Source organism: Catonella morbi ATCC 51271 (assembly GCF_000160035.2).
GTDB lineage: Bacteria > Bacillota > Clostridia > Lachnospirales > Lachnospiraceae > Catonella > Catonella morbi.
Window position 1 is genome coordinate 435,088 of record NZ_KI535367.1, and the last position, 19,044, is coordinate 454,131.

Below are 19,044 nucleotides of genomic sequence, written 5' to 3' on the forward strand. Positions count from 1 at the left end.
AAAAGAACTGCTACACTGCTGTAAGCGACGGAGAAGTACTAACTGTTCTCATCATCTTCGCCGTCGGTAACGACCTTCCAGCAGTTCTTGTTGTGCTGTCAAGGGTGGCGTGCTGTTAACACAACCTAAAATATCTACAGTTTTCAAGGTGCAAAAGTGCTTTTTTTCTTACTAACGTTTTTTCATATGTCAGTTGACACTATCACTATAATAACCCTAGCCTTATCTTATCTACAATTATACTTCTCATCAGAGTTTTTTACAATAAGATAAAATTCAAACTTTCTGCTTTATCTGCTTCCTATAAGTTCACCTATAGAGTATCCATAAGATTTCACCCTTTCATAGGCTTTTTCCTGCCAGTCTTCTTTTATTGTTCCGTCTTCACTCACAAAAAAGTTTGGATCCATATAGCGGATTATCATAAATTCAGAGGTTTTTTGCCCGAAACCGTCTCCTTTACTAAAATCTATTCCCTTGCCCGTGTTCCTTGTCATAACAGCCTCAAGCAAAGGCAGGGTGATTTCATTTGCCGGTATTACCATATCAGGTGTATCAAAGAAACCACCCTTTTCCTTTGTGTAGATTGTCAAATTACTGATTGCTCCATTTGTCATGCATTTCACCCTGCGAATCATATCAATATCAACCTTGTGTTTTGCCCCACTAATAACTCCGTTAGAAATTCTTATTTCCTTTTCCTTCAAACTAAATGCCAAAGTGATATCTAAATTGTGTAAATTATCAGGAAATGCTTTTGATAATTTACTTGCTGCAAAAGCCACCAGAATCATTTTAGTTTCAATAATATTATGCCCACGGTTATCCGCTTCTGTATCCGTATCTATCTCACATATATTTTTTCCTTGCAGATTTCGCAAATACAAGGTATAGTGCTGATTAGAATTACAGTATGTCATTGGAAATATAGAACCAATCTCATAAAATTTCAGTTCTACGGAATTTTTCCCGCTAAGGCTTGTATAAGAAACTCCCTCACAGTCAACAGAAATTTTATGTGTTTTACTTTCACGCACCATTTTCTGATTATCAAATATAGTCTTCATAGATTTTATCCTCCGGGTGTTTTCAAGATAAATCCATTATACTACAAATATCAGTCTGACACCATCAAAAAAAATGAAATTAAATCAATTTTTTCTTACTCTGCCTCTTCTCTTATAATCTTCTTCAATTTCTCTTTCCCATCCACTTTCAGACAGGCAGCTCTCCACATCTGACACCCTGCTTGCAGACATTACTGCACAAACTGCCTTCGATACACCTGCATATACATTTGCAGTACCAACCTCGTCACAAACATAGTTTACAGCCCTGTCTTTTCTTATACCAAATCTCTGTGCTTCTTCAAAAGCATCAATATTTGCCCCGATGAAGATGAATTCCCATCCATATTTTTCCTGCTGATGTTTTACCATCTTCTGAACCTTGTCATAAGAATATCTGCCGCTTGCATTTTCCATTCCATCGGTAGTAATAATAAAAATAGTCTTCTCAGGTCTGTCTTCCGCTCTTGCATACTTATGTATATTTCCGATATGATGTATTGCTCCGCCAACCGCATCAAGAAGGGCTGTGCAGCCACGAACAAAATACTCCTCTTCTGTCATCTTGCGGACTTTTTCAATCTCTACTCTGTCGTGTAATACCTCACACTCATTGTCAAACAGCACGGTCGAAACCAGAGCCTTTTCTCCTGTACTTTTCTGTTTTTCCATCATCGAATTAAATCCGCCTATGGTATCAGCCTCAAGTCCACCCATAGAACCGCTTCTGTCCAAAATATAAACTATTTCAGTATATCCTTTACTCATAATCTTACCTCCGTTTTTCCTGTTTGTTTTGTTTTTGTTTCTGTGACATCATCATACAATTAAAACAAAGGAAAAAGGTCAACCCTAAGGCGACCTTAAAATTTTTATATCAAATTGTGGTTTATCTAAACATTTGACAACGGCTCTAAGCCATAGTCAAACAGTACGATATCAATTTTTAATACATTATATTCCTGCTTTCGGATGAAATATTCTACAACTGTATCCGTTTGGGATATAGGCGACAGAGCATATCCCGCTATACGAAGGAAATCTACTGTTTCATCCATATTTAAGTGAAGCCCCACAGCCAAAGCAAGCATCTTTTCCTTTGACGGTTTTACCTGTCCTTTTAAAAGCTTTGAAAAATACTGTTTGGATATATTGGCTGCCGCATAAACTTCAGAATTCTTAAGTCCTTTTTTATTGATTAGTTTTTGCAAATGCTTTTCAAAAGAATCCGTATAAATATTTTTTAGCACATCTTCCAATGAAACCTGTGGGGCACAGCTTGCTAACGGCTTTTCCTCTGCCATATAAGGAATTTTCGATGTATATAACTCCTTAACATCTTTCACACCTTCGTTAACCGGTACTAAGGAGGCCGTCTCCGCTCCAAATCTTCGCTCCCTCCGGTATGGCCTGTCCTCTGTGTATTCCTCTATTAAAGCCTCTTCCACCAACCGGTCATCTATAAAACTTCGTACCTCTTCCACCAGCTTGCCGGAAATGCTTACAGCCTCGCTTTCAAAAACTACGAGGGTTATTTCCATCTCGTTCTCTTCCAAAAATGCTGTGAATGCGTCTACCGCGACCTGTACTCCCACTTCCTTCGGAAATCCGTATGTACCTGTCGCAAGCAGAGGGAAGGCAATGCTCTCGCAGCCATAGTCTTTTGCGGTTTTAAGTACCTTTTCATAGCAGTCCCGCAAACATTTAATTTCTCCCTTATTTCCACCCTTCCACCGGGGGCTGCTTACATGAATAATGTATTTTGCCGCTAAATCAAAAGCTTCTGTGACCCCCACTTCTCCGGGCTGCAGAATTCCTATTTTTTTACGTTCGTCAAGCAGTTTTTTCTTTCCCGCAGCACTGTATATGGCGGTTTCTACTCCACCACCGATGGCTACCTCAGGATTGGCAGTATTTACTATGGCATCTGCTTTTACTTTTGTTATATCATTTCTAATTATTCTAAAAGGCATGGGGTGTTCTCCTCAATATTTTGTAGCTTTCACTTATTTGCAAAACCGACAACTTTGAAAGCAAACGCAGTACTTCTAATTAAATATCCAGTTCATATATTTTTGTCGGTCTTCCCTTAGTGTTAGTTGTTTTTTCCAATATAACCTTTGCATACCCACCTGTTACAAGCTTTTGAAGAATCCTGTTAGCATTCCTGACTGTGCCGGTTAATTGCTTTGACAGTTCAGCCGTAGTTATTCTTTTGGACTGATTAAGTTTGGTGATTGCCATAATTTTTTGTACCGTTGTTGTAGATAAATTACAAGTCCTGGCAATTTCAATAGTATTATCATCAAGATTATTCTCAACTCTTAAATAGTTTTCAGAGTCTAAAGGACCAATCAGGGTTTCATTTTCATCAACCACATAGCTTGAATTTCTTAAAATTGACTCTTTTGCTGCTATATATGAATTCTCAAGAGCTTTGTTAAAATTATCGCCAATACCGTAAGAAACCACAAATTTGCCGTTTTGTTTATCTGACAGGTATTTAGTAATTTTTGAAGTTTTACAATTATCCGTAATAAACATAAATTGTGATACTGTAAGTTGGATTTTTATATTATCATCTTCAATCCGGCTATTATATACTATTAGGTTTTCAGCAAAAAAACTCTTTGCAGATTCATTTATTTTATCTGCTGATTTAGCATTTTTATTTAATATATCAATTCTTAATATTACCGGAAAATTACCCCGCATTCTGTCTATGTTAATCATTGTAATAAGTTTTTTTATCGACAGACGCATTTGTTCCCTTGTTGGAAGAGGATAATAAAAAGGTATTCCCTGCTCTTCAAGTGATTTAATAATGCTGCTGTATTGACAAACGACATAATCAATAGCATTATGCTTCCATAAATGTACTATTTCTTTTCTCAGCTGTTCTTCAATTACTGTTATATGGTCTAACCTCAACTCTTTATTCCATTTTTCAATATTAGACAAAAAAAAGTCCTTTTCAACATTCTCTAAAACCGAAGAAGCTGATATCTCATCACATATAGGTATTAAAAAGTCAAATATTACTCTATTCAAGTCAATATTTCTGTCCTTAAGCATCAGGTTAATAATTGACCTGTATATTTCAGCAACTGTTATGTCAAACGAAACTATCGGCTTTCTTACAACCATTTTGTTGTTCAAGATTGCTTCCTTGGCAATCTTCCCACTTACAATAAAGCCATCCACTTCAGATGCATAGGTATTATATATATCTGATATATTAGAAAAATTGTCATAAATTTTTACATCTATTTCGTGTTCTGCACCTATTTTATCAATCAGTTCTTTAACATATGAATATAAATAATTACTGGTAATAATCATAATTTTTAATTTCATTATTTTCACCTCGGCTGTGCTCTATGACATAGGATTGTACAATATTGCTTCACACAACCCCAAATCAAATTTTAGTACTCTCTACACCGGTATTATTATACACATAAAATCCTCTTTTAATCAATAAATCTCATCAGAATTAATAACACATTGATTGACTCTTTGCAAAAAAATATAAAAAACTTGAATTTTATTGTTGACTTTTTCGAGAAAGATGCTATTTTGTATATAGAGTTCTTTATATGTTCCATAAATAATATTTTTATTACTGTTATTATTCTTAAATCAAAGGAGGCTTGTATGGATTATTTAAAACGTGCTCTTGAATTAAACGAAGAAACTCTTGCGAACAGAAGACACATTCACCAAAATGCCGAGGCCGGATTATGTTTGCCTAACACCAAAGAATTTGTCAGAAAAAAATTATCAAGTTATGGTATAGAAGCAAGTGACTGTGGTGAAGGCTTGGTTGCTACAATCGGAAACAAAGGAAAAGTCATACTCCTTCGTGCAGATATGGATGCTCTTCCTATGGATGAAGAGAGCGGCGAAGAATTCTCAAGCAAAACTTCCTGTGCCCATACCTGCGGCCATGATTTACATACAGCCATGCTTCTAACCGCCTCCAAGTTGTTAAAAGAAAATGAGGCTAATCTAAAGGGGACTGTAAAGCTTATGTTCCAGCCGGGCGAAGAAATATTTGAAGGCGGAAAGAACATGCTCGAAAACGGTATTCTTGAAAATCCGAAAGTAGATGTGGCTATGGGATTCCACGTTGCTGCCGGACAGTTTCCTGTAGATATGATTATGTATAACAAAGACTCTACTATGATGGCTTCGGTTGATGTCTTTAAAATTCTTGTGCACGGCAAAGGCGCACATGGTGCATACCCACATCTCGGAATTGACCCAATAAATATTGCAGTAAATATTTTTAATGCTTTACAGGAATTAATTGCAAAAGAAACCGATCCTACCCATTCCTGTATATTAACAATAGGTAAGATACAGGCCGGTACCGCACCAAATATTATCCCGGAGACCGCACTCCTTGAAGGAACAATCCGCACAAACAATGCCGATGCACGGGAGAAGCTGGTAAGAAGACTTAAGGAAGTCTCCGAAGGTATGGCTAAGGTATTTGACGGAAGTGCTGAGGTAAAAATGGTGGCCGGGGTTGCTCCATTAGTTTGTGATAAAGCTCTTACCGAGGAAATAGTTTCTTATATCAGGGGAATAGGAATAGAGAATTTGGCAGAATATCCGGGGGTAACTTCAAGTGCATCCGAAGACTTTGCTTCTGTTGCAGAAAGGGTACCAAGCACATTTATATATGTTTCGGCAGGCTTCTTAGATGACAGAGGAAAATATGCTGTTCATAATCCAAAAGTCAGGTTCAATGAGGAAGTTTGCCCAAGAGGAGCTGCATACTTTGCCCATTGTGCTACGAAATGGTTAGAAAACCACACAGAACAATAAATCGGAGGTTAAAATATGTCAGATAATAATTCTTCAAGCAGTGTCATTGCATTGTCAAAATCTCAAAAATTTAAGGTACAGGCAGGCTGTGTCTGTCTCATGATTGCAACTTCAATGGTTTGGCTTAGTTTGGCGACTATCCAGGCTCCGATTCTCCAAAAAATGGATGCTATGAAATATTTTTCATTGCTTTCAATTTTTTCTTCGCTGGGATTGTCAATTATGACGCCTATAGGCGGAAAACTAAGCGATCTTATCGGCAGGAAAAATATTATACTTATTGCCGGCTCCATATCTGCTATTTGCGTAATTGGGCTTGGTGTAGTCCATACAATACTTCCTTTTATGATACTTAGGTTATTGCTGGGTGCAGCGCAGGGAACATTTCTTTCAACCCCGTATATATTGGCAAGAGAAATAAATGAACCAAAAGATGTTCCAAAAATAATGGGACTTTTATCCAGTTCAATTGCTTTGGGCGGATTTATGGGAAGTATAATAGCCGGTTATTTAGCCGACATGGGGCATTTAAGTTTAGCCATAATGTTTCCTGCAGTGCTTCTCATTCTTGGTTTAATATTGATAGGAGCAAATCTCCCAAATCACAGAAGAGAAGGCAAGGTCGATATTGATGTCAAAGGCATTATTTTCCTTGCAATAGCCCTTTCAGGAATCCTTCTTGGACTTAATTACGGTCCTAAAATCGGTTGGTTTGATATTAAAATCATCGTCGGATTCATAGTTGGCATAGTTGCATTAATTATTTTTATTCAGATTGAAAAAAGTGCTACAGAGCCTATAATTCCTCTATATTTATTCAAAAACAGTAAGTATATTGTACTGCTTTTAGTCGGTTTTATCTGCTATTTTTACATGAACGGAGTATATGCATATGCTCCGTTGGCTGTAAGGGATGTCCTCGGAAAGTCCTCTGCAACAGCAGGTTCATTACAGTTACCAAGAACCATCATAACACTGTTATTGCCTATATTTGCAGGAGCTTGGGTAGGAAAAAGCACAAAAAACATTTGGAAAGCAATCGGAATAGCTACTTTACTTGTTGCATTACCACTTTTGGCTATGAGTTTCACCGGTCAGAATACAAATGTATTATTATATTTTGTGGCTATTTCTATAACAGGTATAGCAGAAAGTTTCCGTTCCGTTTCCATTACACCTGCTGCCCAATCCGCACTTGAAAGAAAAGACCTTGGTGTCGGAACATCTCTTGTAAACTTTGTTAATACATTGTCAGGTCTGATTGCCGCTGCTGTCTTCGGTGTTGCTTACGATATAAATACTAAGGCAAACCCAAATGATGTAGGCAACATTATATCCGGCATAAACTCAATCTTCTTGATATCTGCAATAGTAAGCTTTATAGGATTTATTCTTGCAATTTTTGTGGTAAGAAAACTGATTGAAGTTAAGGAATAATTTATACGCTAAATCCCCAGGCCGGCAACCGACAGTCTGGGGATTACTGTTATAAATTCTTTTGCAAAGTTCATTTACAACATAAATCTAAATCAAGAGTAAGTTATTTTCTAACTATGCTCTAATTTACCTCACCGAAATCAAAATTTCTTCAAGCATATTACAGCTTTCATCTGGACACTCTTCATCAACCCAACTCCAAGATTCAATATAAGGAATTACATCATGCTGATCTTCTACACATAACATTCCAAACTCTAAGCATCCAAACTCATCTTCTCCACCGGCAAATACAAAGTGATGTGGATCTGTACCAGTATTTTTCACAGTACCTACCCTGTTAGAAAAAGCAGCTTCGATATTCTCTTTAAGCTGACTTAACAAATCCGTAGGAACATCCTTTTTTAATTCAATTATTGTCCTGTACATACAAACTCCTTCATTAGCGTTTATAACCCTATTATTTAAGAGTTTAAACCACCTGCATTCTTCATTATACAATGTCCAGCTACCATTTTCATATCTAGCAATTTTATTATATGCTTTAGAATTATCATAAACTACAACAAAATCGCACAATTGCGCTACTCTCGTTAACATGTCTAAAGATGTCGCATATCGCTTTCTTATGACATCTTCAGGTATCCCATGTCCACCATTTGCAACTCTACGCTTAACTCGTTCTATTGCCAGTTCCGGACTATTTAATCCAATATAATATAGATTAACTAAAAATCCGTTTTCTTTTACCTTCTCAATGGTTCTCAGAATAGTCTGTCCGGTTAAGATTGATTCCTGATTAAATGAAACACCCTGTTTAATAAAGGAGTCCAGTCGTCTTAATGCTTCCCTACCTGCCTTTATCTGGTCTTCCCGATTACTCCAATCACCACCATTTGCAACAAGAATTTCATCTGCATTCACTCTATTTTCATTTTCATCAAATCCCATTGTGCGGTAAATGGTTGTTTTCCCAGCACCGTTTACTCCCGCAAACAAAGTATAAATTTTATTATTATTTTCCATGTTTTTCCTGTCCTATAATCTCCATTTGTTTTCTTTGTAAGAAAAAGTCACCCACGATTTTGTAGAAAAATTCTTCTTCCTCATTTTTAAAATCTACACTATTATTTACCATTAAATAGTTTGGATCAAAAACAGACTTGCATCTTAAATATGCTTCATGCATATTTTTAGCAGCTTCATCAGTTGTATATTCCATAGTTTTTTCCTCCCTTTTCTTTTTTTATTTGGTGATATCATCATACCTCGAAGGGCGTAAAAAAAGGTCAACCCTAATGCGACCTTTTAAATTTACATGATGCAAGCGTCAAATCAGCCATTTGAAAGTGGTTCCGGACCATAGTCAAACAGTACGATATTTATTTTTAAGACATTATATTCCTGCTTCCTGATGAAATATTCAACAACTGTATCCGTCTGAGATATCGGCGACAATGCATAGCCCGCTATCCGTAAGAAATCCGCCACCTCATCCATATTTAAGCGAAGCCCTACGGCAAGTGCAAGCATTTTTCCTTTGACGGCTTTACCTGCCCTTTAAGGAGCTTTGAAAAATACTGTTTGGATATATTGGCCGCCGCGTACACTTCAGGATTCCTCAGTCCTTTTTTATTGATTAATTGTTCAAACGCTTCTCAAAGGACTCCTTATAGATATTTTTTAGGTCAGCTTCCAAGGCTTCTTTAACATACTTGTCATCTACAAAGCTTCTAACCTCGTAGGCAAGCTTTCCACTTACATTTACAGCATCATTTCCAAATACAACAAGGGTTATTTCCATCTCGTATTCTTCTAAAAATTCCGTAAATGCGCTGACTGCAACATCTACTCCGATATCCTTATGAAAACCGTATGTACCGGTCGCAAGAAGGGGAAATGCTATACTGATTATTCTCATTATACTACAAATATTCACTCAGAACTACCATATTAACCTATCTTCTAATACAGTTTCCTATAGTAACTGTCTATCCAAATCTATGATTTTTCTTATTTTTATTCGCCCTTTTCTCAGTCTACTCGTCTAGAAAAATGTTACGAAGCAGGAAATATTCCCCTAGAAAAGTGTAGTAAATCCTCAAATACTCCCCTAGAAAAGTGTAATAATCACTTGAAATCTCCCCTAGAAAAGTGTAATAATTACTTGAAAACTCCCCTAGAAAAGTGTAAAATCATTATAGGAGGTACTTATGAAACGCAGTATTTACAAGGATTTATTAAGATGGAAAGAGAGTCCTGACAGAAAGCCATTAGTCTTGGAAGGAGCGAGACAGGTCGGGAAGACTTGGATACTCAAAGAGTTTGGTTCTAATGAATATAAAAATGTTGCCTATGTCAATTGTGACAACAATCCACTACTTGAAGACCTTTTTATAGATTTTGATATTGACAGAATTATAAGGGCACTGTCTGCAATTACAGAGATTAGTATCAGTGAAAATGATACTCTTATTGTAATTGATGAAATTCAGGAACTTCCAAAAGGTCTGACTGCATTAAAATATTTTGCAGAAAGCGAAAGAAAATACCATGTTGCCGTAGCAGGCAGCCTTTTGGGACTGCAGATACATGAGGGTACGGGCTTTCCTGTTGGTAAAGTAGATGAATTATACATTCACCCAATGAGTTTTCAGGAATTTTTGATGGCATTAGATAAAAATATTATGGTCAGTCAAATAAACGAACATAGTTGGGAAGAAACAATCCCTCTTCACGAAAAATTTGTGGAATTGCTTAGACAATACTATTATACCGGTGGAATGCCTGAGGTTGTAAAGTGTTATGTTGAAACCGGTGATTTAGCCAAGGTCAGAAACCTGCAGAATACTATTCTTAAAGGATATATGCGCGATATTTCAAAGCATGCTCCAAAAGAAGAAGTAAACAGAATTCATGCCGTCTGGGAAAGTCTTCCCTCGCAACTTGCAAAAGAAAATAAAAAATTCATATATGGCGCATTAAAGAAAGGGGCCAGAGCCAAGGAGTACGAAACGGCTATACAATGGCTTATAGATTCAGGCTTAATTATGAAGATAAATAAAGTTAATCAGCCAACCTTGCCTTTAAAGTTTTACGAAGATTACAGTGCATTTAAGTTATTCGCACTTGATCTCGGACTGCTTGGCGCTATGCCTGATGTACCCGCCAAGGAAATATTGGTAGGCAGTAATATTTTCAGCGAATATAAAGGTGCATTTACCGAACAGTTTGTCGCACAACAGTTATATTTTGAAAATCATAAATTATTTTATTATACAAATGAAAATTCTACACTTGAGATTGATTTTGTGCTACAAAAAGAAGATGTATACTTGCTTGAGGTTAAAGCAGAACTTAATGTTCACTCCAAGAGTTTAAAAACTGTTCTTGACAAAAATATAAATTTAAAAGGAATCAGATTTTCTATGCTGCCTTATAAAATTCAGGATAGAATAGAAAATATCCCCCTTTATCTTTGTAATACCTGGGGACGAAAACTAAAACTTTCACAGAAAATAATGTGAATTTTTTCGTAATTTTTTTATTTTTATTTGCCTTTTTCCTCAACTAATGTTATAATCCATATAATATCGTATGGTCGATAGAAACCAGATAAATTAGGAGGTTTGACATGAGTAATAAAAATGAATTTAAAGACATTGCAAAGAAAATAGCATATACCGGCATAGGAGCTATTGCAGTAGCTGCCGAGGCTGCAGGAGGAGTTGTCGAAAAACTGGCTGAAAAAGGCGAGAAGGTTGCTACAGGCAGCAAGGTAATTAATGAAGGTAAAAAAGCTGTCAAAGACTTCAAAGAAAATGTATCCAAAAGTAAGGCTAAAAAGGTTATGGATGCCGTTATTGACATGACAAAAGAAGAACGTGAAGCACTTCGCAAAAAGCTTGACGAGTTTGAAGCAGAAATCGAAAAAGCAGTTGGTGAGGTAGACGGTGTTGAAAATGATGACGATGTTGAAGTAGAATTCTATAACGATTTGAAGTCGGATGACTCCTGCAAAGAAGAATGCAATGCTGACAAAAAAGAAGACAGTGTTGATGACGATGATGAAGATTCCTCTTCACTTGATGGTTGCTGCTGCTGTGACGAGCACAAAGAGAGATAAATACCGGCAATAATTGTTGAATTACAGCTCCGAATGATAACGCTTACTCTGCGTGTTAAGCATTATTATTCGGAGCATTTATTTTAGGTAACAAGCAGTTTACAAGTCTCCTATGGTTTTACTTTTCTCCATTCTGCTATATATTGCCTAAGCATTTTTCTTAAAATTTCAATATCCGTTTCATCAGTCAGGTGAATTCTATCAAATTCCAATATACCGCTGTCATCCAGTTCATCAAATTCTTTTTCAGAAATAGCATTATAAAGGATGTTCCTTGCTCCCATTAAGTCATCCCATATATTCATTTCTTCATAACCAAGGGCTAAAGAATAGGCTCTTGTATCCGGATTATCTCTGCTTTCACTCCTATGTAAAACATAGATTACTTTTTCCAGAGCATTAACTAACTGTATGTATTTATCTTTTGATAATGTAATTTCATCACGCATTTTTGCTTTCCTCCCATAAGGCATCAGTATCATAAGCTTCCAAGGTTATGTTTGTATTATCTATCTATTTACCTTTTATGCTTTCCAAACTAAAACGATTAACCTTCGGCTTACCCATTTTTACTTATCTATTGTCACAGCAAATATATTCTGTATTTAAGTTTGTGCCTCTTCTTTGCAAACTTTGCTTATATAATAATTTCATACTCAAATACCACCACTGATAAGTTTCATGGCGTAGTCTTTCCAAAAATCAGCCTTAATAGTAGCCCAGACTTTTTGACTTGACGGATTATCAAACCCTGAAGTTTTAACATGCCATATTTTATTATTTCCTTCCCCCATATGTTCTAAATGTGTCAATATGGCAAGTGGCGAATCATTACTTTGACCAATATGGTGTAACTCATAAGGTATTCCTGTAGGATCCAATGGTGATTTCTTATTCATAATGCGTTGTAAGTTTGTCATACCATTTTTGTCAACATAGTTTAAATCAATTTTTCTTACCAATGCTGTTCTACCATTAATCATCTCAGGAAACAATCCTATCTTCTTAGATTCTTTATACTGAGCCATATTATTAAATCTTTCGATTATTTCCATAGGATATTTTGATTCCTTCTGAATCTGAGCAACTTCGTTCAGGCTCAATCCGCCTTTAGTTCCTTTCTTCAGAACAAACACTTCTTTTCCGCCACCAATAATAGCCCCACTGATTGCTCCCCACTTAAAGCTTTCTGAAGCTTCCATAGAAGAAACCTTAATAGCCTCATTAAAGTCACCTGTCTGGATACCTCTAACAACACCTGCAGATACCCCTCCAAATGTAGCTGATGAAAGTGCAAAGACTGTCGCAGATTTAGCAGATGCCGCAAATACCACACTTAAGGCAGTCACTCCAGTACCTGCCGATACAACAGAAACTGTAACACATACAAGAATAACACCTGTTCCAATTGCCACATTTTTTATCATCGTTTCAGTCGAAACATCTTTAATTTCTTCAAGTTCTTTTACTGTGGTTGTTCCATTATCACTTAGAGTAAAAATATACTTTTTCCCCTGAAATAATCCATCCAATTCTGCTAATGTATAGCCAAAATATATATTCCCCTGTGAATTAAACGCAACTTCATCAAGATATTCCTTAGATACATAAACTGCAGATACACCTTCAACAACATATTCATCACTGTTAAGCTTTGTAACTGTATCTCTGTAGACCAAATCCTCGATATGTCTTAGGAGTTCTTTATCATCTAAAGACTTATAAACAGGCTCATTTTCTTCTAATGCAAATTTTGATTTGAGTTCTTCAACTTTAACTGTAGAGTTACCAGAACTATTGGTGTCAGCAGAACCGGTCTGTTCATGTACCATTCCACATCCGTTTAACAACAGCACAAAGCTGAGTAAAATCAGAATTATCCTTCTCATTATTCTTCACTCCCACTTTCATTATTATTTAATTCCATACTCCTCACTTCTATCTTTTTCTTCTTGACCTTTAGCACTATAACAATGCAAATAACAACTACAAATATGACAATTCCAATGATAGCTAAATATGGCATCAGTTTTTGTTCCGGTTTACTGTCTTCTATATTATCATCAATCCCAGACATTTCTTCAGATTCCTGAGATTTCTCCGGTTCTATCTCTTGCGTATCTATCTTTTCATCCTCTTCCTCAGCTGCCTTTACCGTAGCAACTTTAATTGTACCATCATCTGCAATTGATGCTCCATCAGCAATAAGTTTATTAATTTCTGTAATCGGTAAACCCGTAGTCATATGAGCACGTATAATGTTGTTTGTACCTACATAAATCTTTTTTGTAGTAAACACCCCTGTATACTGATTACTGACAGTTATATTATAAATCCCTTCATCGGTATATTCGGCTCCATCCTTTGCTGAGCCATTAAAGCGTGTATCTTCTACAAGCCCATCAGCACTATCTTTCAACACTTCTTTTTTAATGTTAATTTTTAAATATCTTGATTTAGCCAAATCAAGTTTGAAGCCGTTTTCTGTCATAGCACTATTAGTTAGTTCATTGCCTGTTTTAACATCAAATGGATAAACCATACAATTACTGTTGCGAACAGAAAATTTGAAAAAAATACGGTAATGACCTATTTTATCAATAAATTCATCACTGGTTATTTCATAATTAAGGGCTACCTCATAGTCACCCTCTTCAAATAATTTTACCTTCGTATCTGCTCCAACAGTTGCATTGGCTTCAAGATAGTTAGTATAAATAGTCGGTTCTGTTTTAACATTATTATGGTCAGTATAACGAATAATTAAAGCACCGCGACCAAATTTCATTTTAGGTGTCTCAAAATACTGATCGTATCCCTCATTATCAGAGGTAACAGTTATCTTTTCATTACCGTTTAACCCATTAATATTCTGTTTCAGCTTAAACCACAGTGTAACTTTATCTCCGACATTTTTAAGAAATACAGTATTTTCATTATTATCTGTTATCTCATCAGTATATCCGCTAACAAAAAAATTACCCAACTCCCAGCCATAGTGCGGATCTTTCTTGGAAATCATTTCCTCTCCAAAATAACCATCAAAATTTTTTACTCTAACTCTTTTCCCAAGACTATATGTCTCATTAGAAACATCAGCTTTTGATTCGCCGGAATCTGTATATGCATAAAACTCATATAGTTCTGCACATTTCTTATAATCGTACTTATCAGTATTTACAAATAAAAAGTTACTTTCTTCGGTTCTGACAGAAAGTTCATATACAACCACAACTCTGTAATAACATCCATTTATTAACTGTACATCTGTTGTTGAATAGATTGAATCTGTTCGTATAGTAGTATCACCAAACGCATTATAAATTGTTTCAATATCTACCCAAGTCTTTCTGTCTTTAGAAGTTTGCAGTATAATTGTTCCCTTCATAATGGCAGAATCCAATTTCATATCAGCCACTTTTTTACTTTTGTCATTCACAAGGTGCCACTCATCTTCGTTAGCATTAAGCAAAGTATCACTATAATTGTAAAATAACTCTAAATTACCACTACCAACTTCATAAGTAGGAACTCCGGATTTTTCACTAACATTGGCTATATCTCCCGATACGTAGAAAGTGCCATAGGTATTTCCTTTATCCGTTTTCTGAAATATATTATTATTATGAAATTCATAAGAGCTGTTCTTATCAAACTCATACAATCGTCCACTAACTTCTGTTTTTCCGTTTTCTGCAAACACAGCCTTCGTAAACACTAACAAGAATAGTGTCATAACAGCATATAGTCCTATAAGCACTTTTAATCCTTTAGCATAAGTCGATTTTTTATTCATCACAATATCCCCTTTTCTTTTTTGCATGTTGTAAAATAAGAAATACTTTCACAAGTGAGCTATATTATTTTTTGTGATTTCAACACTTGTATCAAAAAATATTCTCTATAATAGTATATGTAAATTATGCGAATATATTTTTATTATTTTGTCAATATCTCATTTTATTATTTTATTGCAAATTATCAAAATAATCAATTGCTATATTTGTAATTTTACATTGAATTTCAAAATATTTCGTTTTTATGTTTTTACAATCACAAATAGATACTAAAAAAAGAGCCTGATGAAATTACACACCAGACTCTTTTCTCTATATTTTCATTTACAAAGGGGCAATAATTAGAAATCAACTTCTGTGTCATAGTAGCAGCACTTAAGAAGTTTTTCCATCTCTTCCTGCTTAGGCTGTCTTGGGTTAGAACCTGTGCAGGCATCAGCAATAGCATTCTTAGCAATTTCAGGAAGTCTCTCAAGGAAGATATTCTCAGGTACAAAGCTCTTCTCAGCAGGGAAGCTGTCTGCACCGTAAGTGCCGATTCCGTGAGGAATTCTAAGACTGTCGTTCATTCCTCTTAAGTATTTAATAAGGTTAGCAATCTTCTCACCTTCAGAAGCACCGCCAATTCCCATATAATCTGAAATATATGCATATCTCTTAGCAGCTGTAGCATCCTTAGCATTGAAAGCTATTACCTTTGGAAGGTACATTGCGTTTGCGGCACCATGAATGATATGCGCACCCTGATCCTCAAATACGGCACCTGTCTTATGTGCCATAGAGTGAACTATACCAAGGAGAGCATTGGAGAATGCCATACCTGCAAGACACTGTGCATTATGCATTTTTGCTCTTGCATCCTTGTCACCCTTATAAGAATCAACAAGGTCAGCCTTAATCATGGTCATTGCATGAAGTGCAAGCGGATCTGTATAATCACAGTTTGCTGTAGATACATAAGCCTCAATAGCATGTGTAAGAGCATCCATACCTGTATGTGCAACAAGCTTTTCAGGCATTGTCTCCGCAAGGTCAGAATCTACAATGGCTATATCAGGAGTGATTTCAAAGTCAGCTAAAGGATATTTGATACCCTTTGAGTAATCTGTAATAATTGAAAATGCTGTAACTTCAGTAGCTGTACCCGAAGTTGAAGGGATAGCACAGAAATGAGCTTTCTTTCTGAGTTCAGGTATGCCGAATATCTTGCACATATCCTCAAAAGTACATTCAGGATGCTCATACTTAATCCACATAGCCTTTGCAGCATCGATAGGTGAACCACCACCCATAGCAACTATCCAGTCAGGCTCGAACTTAAGCATAGCTTCCGCACCGCGCATAACTGTCTCAACTGAAGGATCCGGCTCGATTCCCTCAAAAAGTTCAACCTCCATACCTGCTTCTTTAAGGTAATTTACTGCTCTGTCAAGGAAGCCGAATTTCTTCATCGCACTTCCGCCCACACAGACTATAGCCTTCTTTCCTTTGAGATTCTTAAGGTTTTCCAATGAACCCTTTCCATGATAAAGGTCTCTGGGTAATGTAAATCTTGCCATTTAAATATCCTCCTAACGTTTATTTGAAGATTGCAGTTTTAAGCCTGTAATCTTTGACTATTTTTTAACAATCTCTATTATATACTTTTTTGGATAAAAAGCAAATGTTTTTAGCAATAATTTACAAATAATTCATAAATTTATGCATTATTTTGAAAATAATATTCACTATCATTTTACTTAAACATATAAATGCCGGAAGGTATAAGAATTCAATATAAGCTTTCTTACAGGAGAATTTATAATCTTTCAGCACTTCTGTCCTATATTATAATAACTTTCTGTTAAGCCTTCCACTTAAATACCGCCAACCTGTTGTTCAAATTTTTACCCACTATTGCAAATAGTTTGCCTCTTAAGGTGTATTTTTTCATTTCTTCATTATAACTTATTTCTGATAAAAGCTTATATCTTGAATCCAGCTCCTCATAATCCTTGCCTGATTCGGTTCCCCAGCCTATCTTAGCATTTGTATGCTTAATCGTATCATGTTTATCATAATGTTCTTCAAGCCACTTAGAATGAAGTTCTACCAGAAGAATCCCCTCCTTAAACGAAGTACAAAGCATATTTAAGCAGGTCTTTACCTGTTCTTTTGAAAAATACTCCATTACACCTTCCAGTATTACAATTATCTGTTTGTCCTTCGGTATATGCTCTGTCCAAAATCCATCAAGTGCATCCCCGTCAAGCATTTTACAACGCTCGCTGTCCTCAAATACCTTTCTCCTTACCGCAATCTGGTCAGCAAGGTCTACATCAAACCAGGTTATCTTACCGTTATCAACCTGAGAGAACTTGTTATCAAAGCCACAGCCAAGATTTATACAGGTTGCATCAGGATATTTTTCTATAAGTTCTTTTAATTTATCCCTGAACAATATGGTTCTGGCAATAACCCCCTCATGAGACATAAAACCGTCAAACTTGCTTACATCCACTCCCAGGGTATCTATGATTTTTTTAGCTACCTCATCCTTTATTCTGGCATTTGCCCTTGCTGTTTCACTTGCCTTTATTGCAAGGGGAATCAGTGCTGTCTCCTGTACGTCTCCAAATTGTAAGTCCATTAAATTATCCTCCGTAATTCTTTGTTAGGTCGGACTAACTATATCATAATTTTTATAAAATTTCCATATCTAAATCACAATTTTTCTCATCATAGGTCACAGACCTCGTATCCCACACAGTACAGCAGGATAAATTATTTTTGAACTATGGCTATGGGATAATATTACCAAACATCTATAAAATATCGTAATTGGAGCCTGTGGCTTGATTATGATGTTTTGCCTAAACCTTTCTGTCAAATATTTCATAAAAATTTGGAAACTCAATTCAAATCTTAATTTATCAGTTGACATAAGCTTCATATTAGGGTACATTTCAAACAGCAGACTTTTTAATCCGCTGAATAATATAACCCAAATTTTGGGTATAGTTAGGAGAATTTTATGAGCAAACCATGTATAGTAGGGATAGCGGGTGGCAGTGCTTCCGGCAAAACCACCATAGTAAATAAGATCAAAGCTTCATTTGGCGATAACATACTTGTAATAAGCCATGACTCTTATTATAAGGCTCACAACGACCTTAGCTACGATGAGAGAACAAGGCTTAATTACGACCACCCTGATTCATTTGATACCGACCTTATGGTAAGAGATTTACAGAAACTGATGGATGGAAAAGAAGCCGATATACCTGTTTACGATTTTTCAATCCATAACAGAACTGATGCTACCACCCATGTGTTTCCAAAACATGTGATTATAGCTGAAGGTATACTCATCCTGGCAAATAAGGAATTAAGAGACCTTATGGATATAAAGGTTTTTGTAGATACCGATGCGGACGAGAGGCTTTTAAGAAGAATAAAGCGTGATGTAAGTGAAAGAGCCAGAACCATTGATTCTGTTATTAACCAGTATCAGCAGACTGTTAAGCCTATGCACGAACAGTTTGTAGAGCCTTCTAAAAAATATGCGGATATCATCATCCCGAGAGGCGGGGAGAACTCTACCGGAATAACCATCCTTACCGAACATATTAAGCATATGCTCACTGTATAGAAAATTATATCTATGATTCGAAGTTTCCTTTTTGATTGTAATGTAAAGAATAAATCATTCCCGGCAAACCGAATCATAAAAACTCTCCCCAAGGAAGTTCAAACCTCCTTAGGGAGTTTCTCTTTTAAAAATGCGTAATAAATAATATCG

Annotated in this window: 18 protein-coding genes; 5 read left to right on the forward strand and 13 right to left on the reverse strand. The window is 36.0% G+C overall.

The features are described 5' to 3' along the window. Positions 1 to 290 precede the first annotated feature (290 nt). The 4 genes from GCWU000282_RS05595 to GCWU000282_RS05610 all read right to left on the reverse strand — a co-directional run bounded on the left by GCWU000282_RS05595 (position 291) and on the right by GCWU000282_RS05610 (position 4,424). A complete protein-coding gene (locus GCWU000282_RS05595) occupies positions 291 to 1,067 on the reverse strand; it encodes a hypothetical protein (protein ID WP_023354060.1) in 777 nt (258 codons plus the stop codon). Positions 1,068 to 1,151: 84 nt separating this feature from the next. Then, entirely contained in the window at positions 1,152 to 1,835 is a 684-nt protein-coding gene (locus tag GCWU000282_RS05600; protein WP_023354061.1) for a vWA domain-containing protein, read from the reverse strand. A gap of 125 nt (positions 1,836 to 1,960) precedes the next feature. Beyond that, a complete protein-coding gene (locus tag GCWU000282_RS05605) occupies positions 1,961 to 3,040 on the reverse strand; it encodes a macro domain-containing protein (protein WP_023354062.1) in 1,080 nt (359 codons plus the stop codon). A gap of 79 nt (positions 3,041 to 3,119) precedes the next feature. Beyond that, a complete protein-coding gene (locus tag GCWU000282_RS05610; RefSeq protein WP_023354063.1) occupies positions 3,120 to 4,424 on the reverse strand; it encodes a hypothetical protein in 1,305 nt (434 codons plus the stop codon). Between the two features lie 300 nt (positions 4,425 to 4,724). Between GCWU000282_RS05610 and GCWU000282_RS05615 the strand changes: the two genes are divergently transcribed. Together GCWU000282_RS05615 and GCWU000282_RS05620 are read left to right on the forward strand one after the other, a co-directional pair. Further along, positions 4,725 to 5,903, forward strand: coding sequence for a M20 family metallopeptidase (locus GCWU000282_RS05615; protein WP_035039627.1), 1,179 nt, complete (start codon positions 4,725 to 4,727; stop codon positions 5,901 to 5,903). A 15-nt stretch (positions 5,904 to 5,918) separates the two neighbouring features. Continuing rightward, a complete protein-coding gene (locus GCWU000282_RS05620; protein WP_023354065.1) occupies positions 5,919 to 7,340 on the forward strand; it encodes an MFS transporter in 1,422 nt (473 codons plus the stop codon). Positions 7,341 to 7,466: 126 nt separating this feature from the next. Here GCWU000282_RS05620 and GCWU000282_RS15820 read toward each other — a convergent pair whose 3' ends face one another. From GCWU000282_RS15820 to GCWU000282_RS17005, 4 genes are all read right to left on the reverse strand, one after another. Further along, entirely contained in the window at positions 7,467 to 8,366 is a 900-nt protein-coding gene (locus GCWU000282_RS15820; protein WP_023354066.1) for a zeta toxin family protein, read from the reverse strand. Next, complete coding sequence (locus GCWU000282_RS05630; protein WP_023354067.1) at positions 8,356 to 8,562, reverse strand: hypothetical protein; 207 nt, start codon at positions 8,560 to 8,562, stop codon at positions 8,356 to 8,358. Before GCWU000282_RS05630 ends, GCWU000282_RS15820 begins: the two co-directional genes overlap by 11 nt. 113 nt (positions 8,563 to 8,675) lie before the next feature. Beyond that, the gene (locus tag GCWU000282_RS17000) at positions 8,676 to 8,873 is read right to left on the reverse strand and encodes a hypothetical protein (RefSeq protein WP_023354068.1); all 198 of its coding nucleotides are present in this window, start codon (positions 8,871 to 8,873) and stop codon (positions 8,676 to 8,678) included. Positions 8,874 to 8,979: 106 nt separating this feature from the next. Continuing rightward, positions 8,980 to 9,279, reverse strand: a complete 300-nt coding sequence (locus tag GCWU000282_RS17005) for a macro domain-containing protein (protein WP_242828928.1) — start codon at positions 9,277 to 9,279, stop codon at positions 8,980 to 8,982. Positions 9,280 to 9,553: 274 nt separating this feature from the next. Between GCWU000282_RS17005 and GCWU000282_RS05640 the strand changes: the two genes are divergently transcribed. Continuing rightward, a complete protein-coding gene (locus GCWU000282_RS05640; RefSeq protein ID WP_023354070.1) occupies positions 9,554 to 10,867 on the forward strand; it encodes an ATP-binding protein in 1,314 nt (437 codons plus the stop codon). Between the two features lie 107 nt (positions 10,868 to 10,974). Next, on the forward strand, positions 10,975 to 11,466 hold the full coding sequence (locus GCWU000282_RS05645) for a hypothetical protein (RefSeq protein ID WP_023354071.1): 492 nt from the start codon (positions 10,975 to 10,977) through the stop codon (positions 11,464 to 11,466). A gap of 110 nt (positions 11,467 to 11,576) precedes the next feature. Here the strand turns inward: GCWU000282_RS05645 and GCWU000282_RS05650 are convergent, their stop codons facing one another. The 5 genes from GCWU000282_RS05650 to GCWU000282_RS05670 all read right to left on the reverse strand — a co-directional run bounded on the left by GCWU000282_RS05650 (position 11,577) and on the right by GCWU000282_RS05670 (position 17,892). Then, a complete protein-coding gene (locus GCWU000282_RS05650; protein ID WP_035039628.1) occupies positions 11,577 to 11,915 on the reverse strand; it encodes a hypothetical protein in 339 nt (112 codons plus the stop codon). A 207-nt stretch (positions 11,916 to 12,122) separates the two neighbouring features. Beyond that, positions 12,123 to 13,355, reverse strand: a complete 1,233-nt coding sequence (locus tag GCWU000282_RS15835) for an HNH/ENDO VII family nuclease (RefSeq protein WP_023354073.1) — start codon at positions 13,353 to 13,355, stop codon at positions 12,123 to 12,125. Further along, positions 13,355 to 15,262: a hypothetical protein gene (locus GCWU000282_RS05660; RefSeq protein ID WP_051384136.1), complete on the reverse strand. Its 1,908-nt coding sequence runs from the start codon at positions 15,260 to 15,262 to the stop codon at positions 13,355 to 13,357. The genes GCWU000282_RS15835 and GCWU000282_RS05660 overlap by 1 nt, the downstream gene beginning before the upstream one ends. Positions 15,263 to 15,604: 342 nt before the next feature. Then, positions 15,605 to 16,822 carry an iron-containing alcohol dehydrogenase gene (locus GCWU000282_RS05665; protein WP_023354075.1) on the reverse strand — a complete coding sequence of 406 codons (1,218 nt, stop codon included), beginning with the start codon at positions 16,820 to 16,822 and terminating at the stop codon, positions 15,605 to 15,607. A 284-nt stretch (positions 16,823 to 17,106) separates the two neighbouring features. Further along, the gene (locus tag GCWU000282_RS05670; protein ID WP_023354077.1) at positions 17,107 to 17,892 is read right to left on the reverse strand and encodes a class I SAM-dependent methyltransferase; all 786 of its coding nucleotides are present in this window, start codon (positions 17,890 to 17,892) and stop codon (positions 17,107 to 17,109) included. A gap of 384 nt (positions 17,893 to 18,276) precedes the next feature. Here GCWU000282_RS05670 and udk point away from each other — a divergent pair, with 384 nt between their 5' ends. Beyond that, on the forward strand, positions 18,277 to 18,894 hold the full coding sequence (udk, locus tag GCWU000282_RS05675) for a uridine kinase (RefSeq protein ID WP_023354078.1): 618 nt from the start codon (positions 18,277 to 18,279) through the stop codon (positions 18,892 to 18,894). Positions 18,895 to 19,044 lie beyond the last annotated feature (150 nt).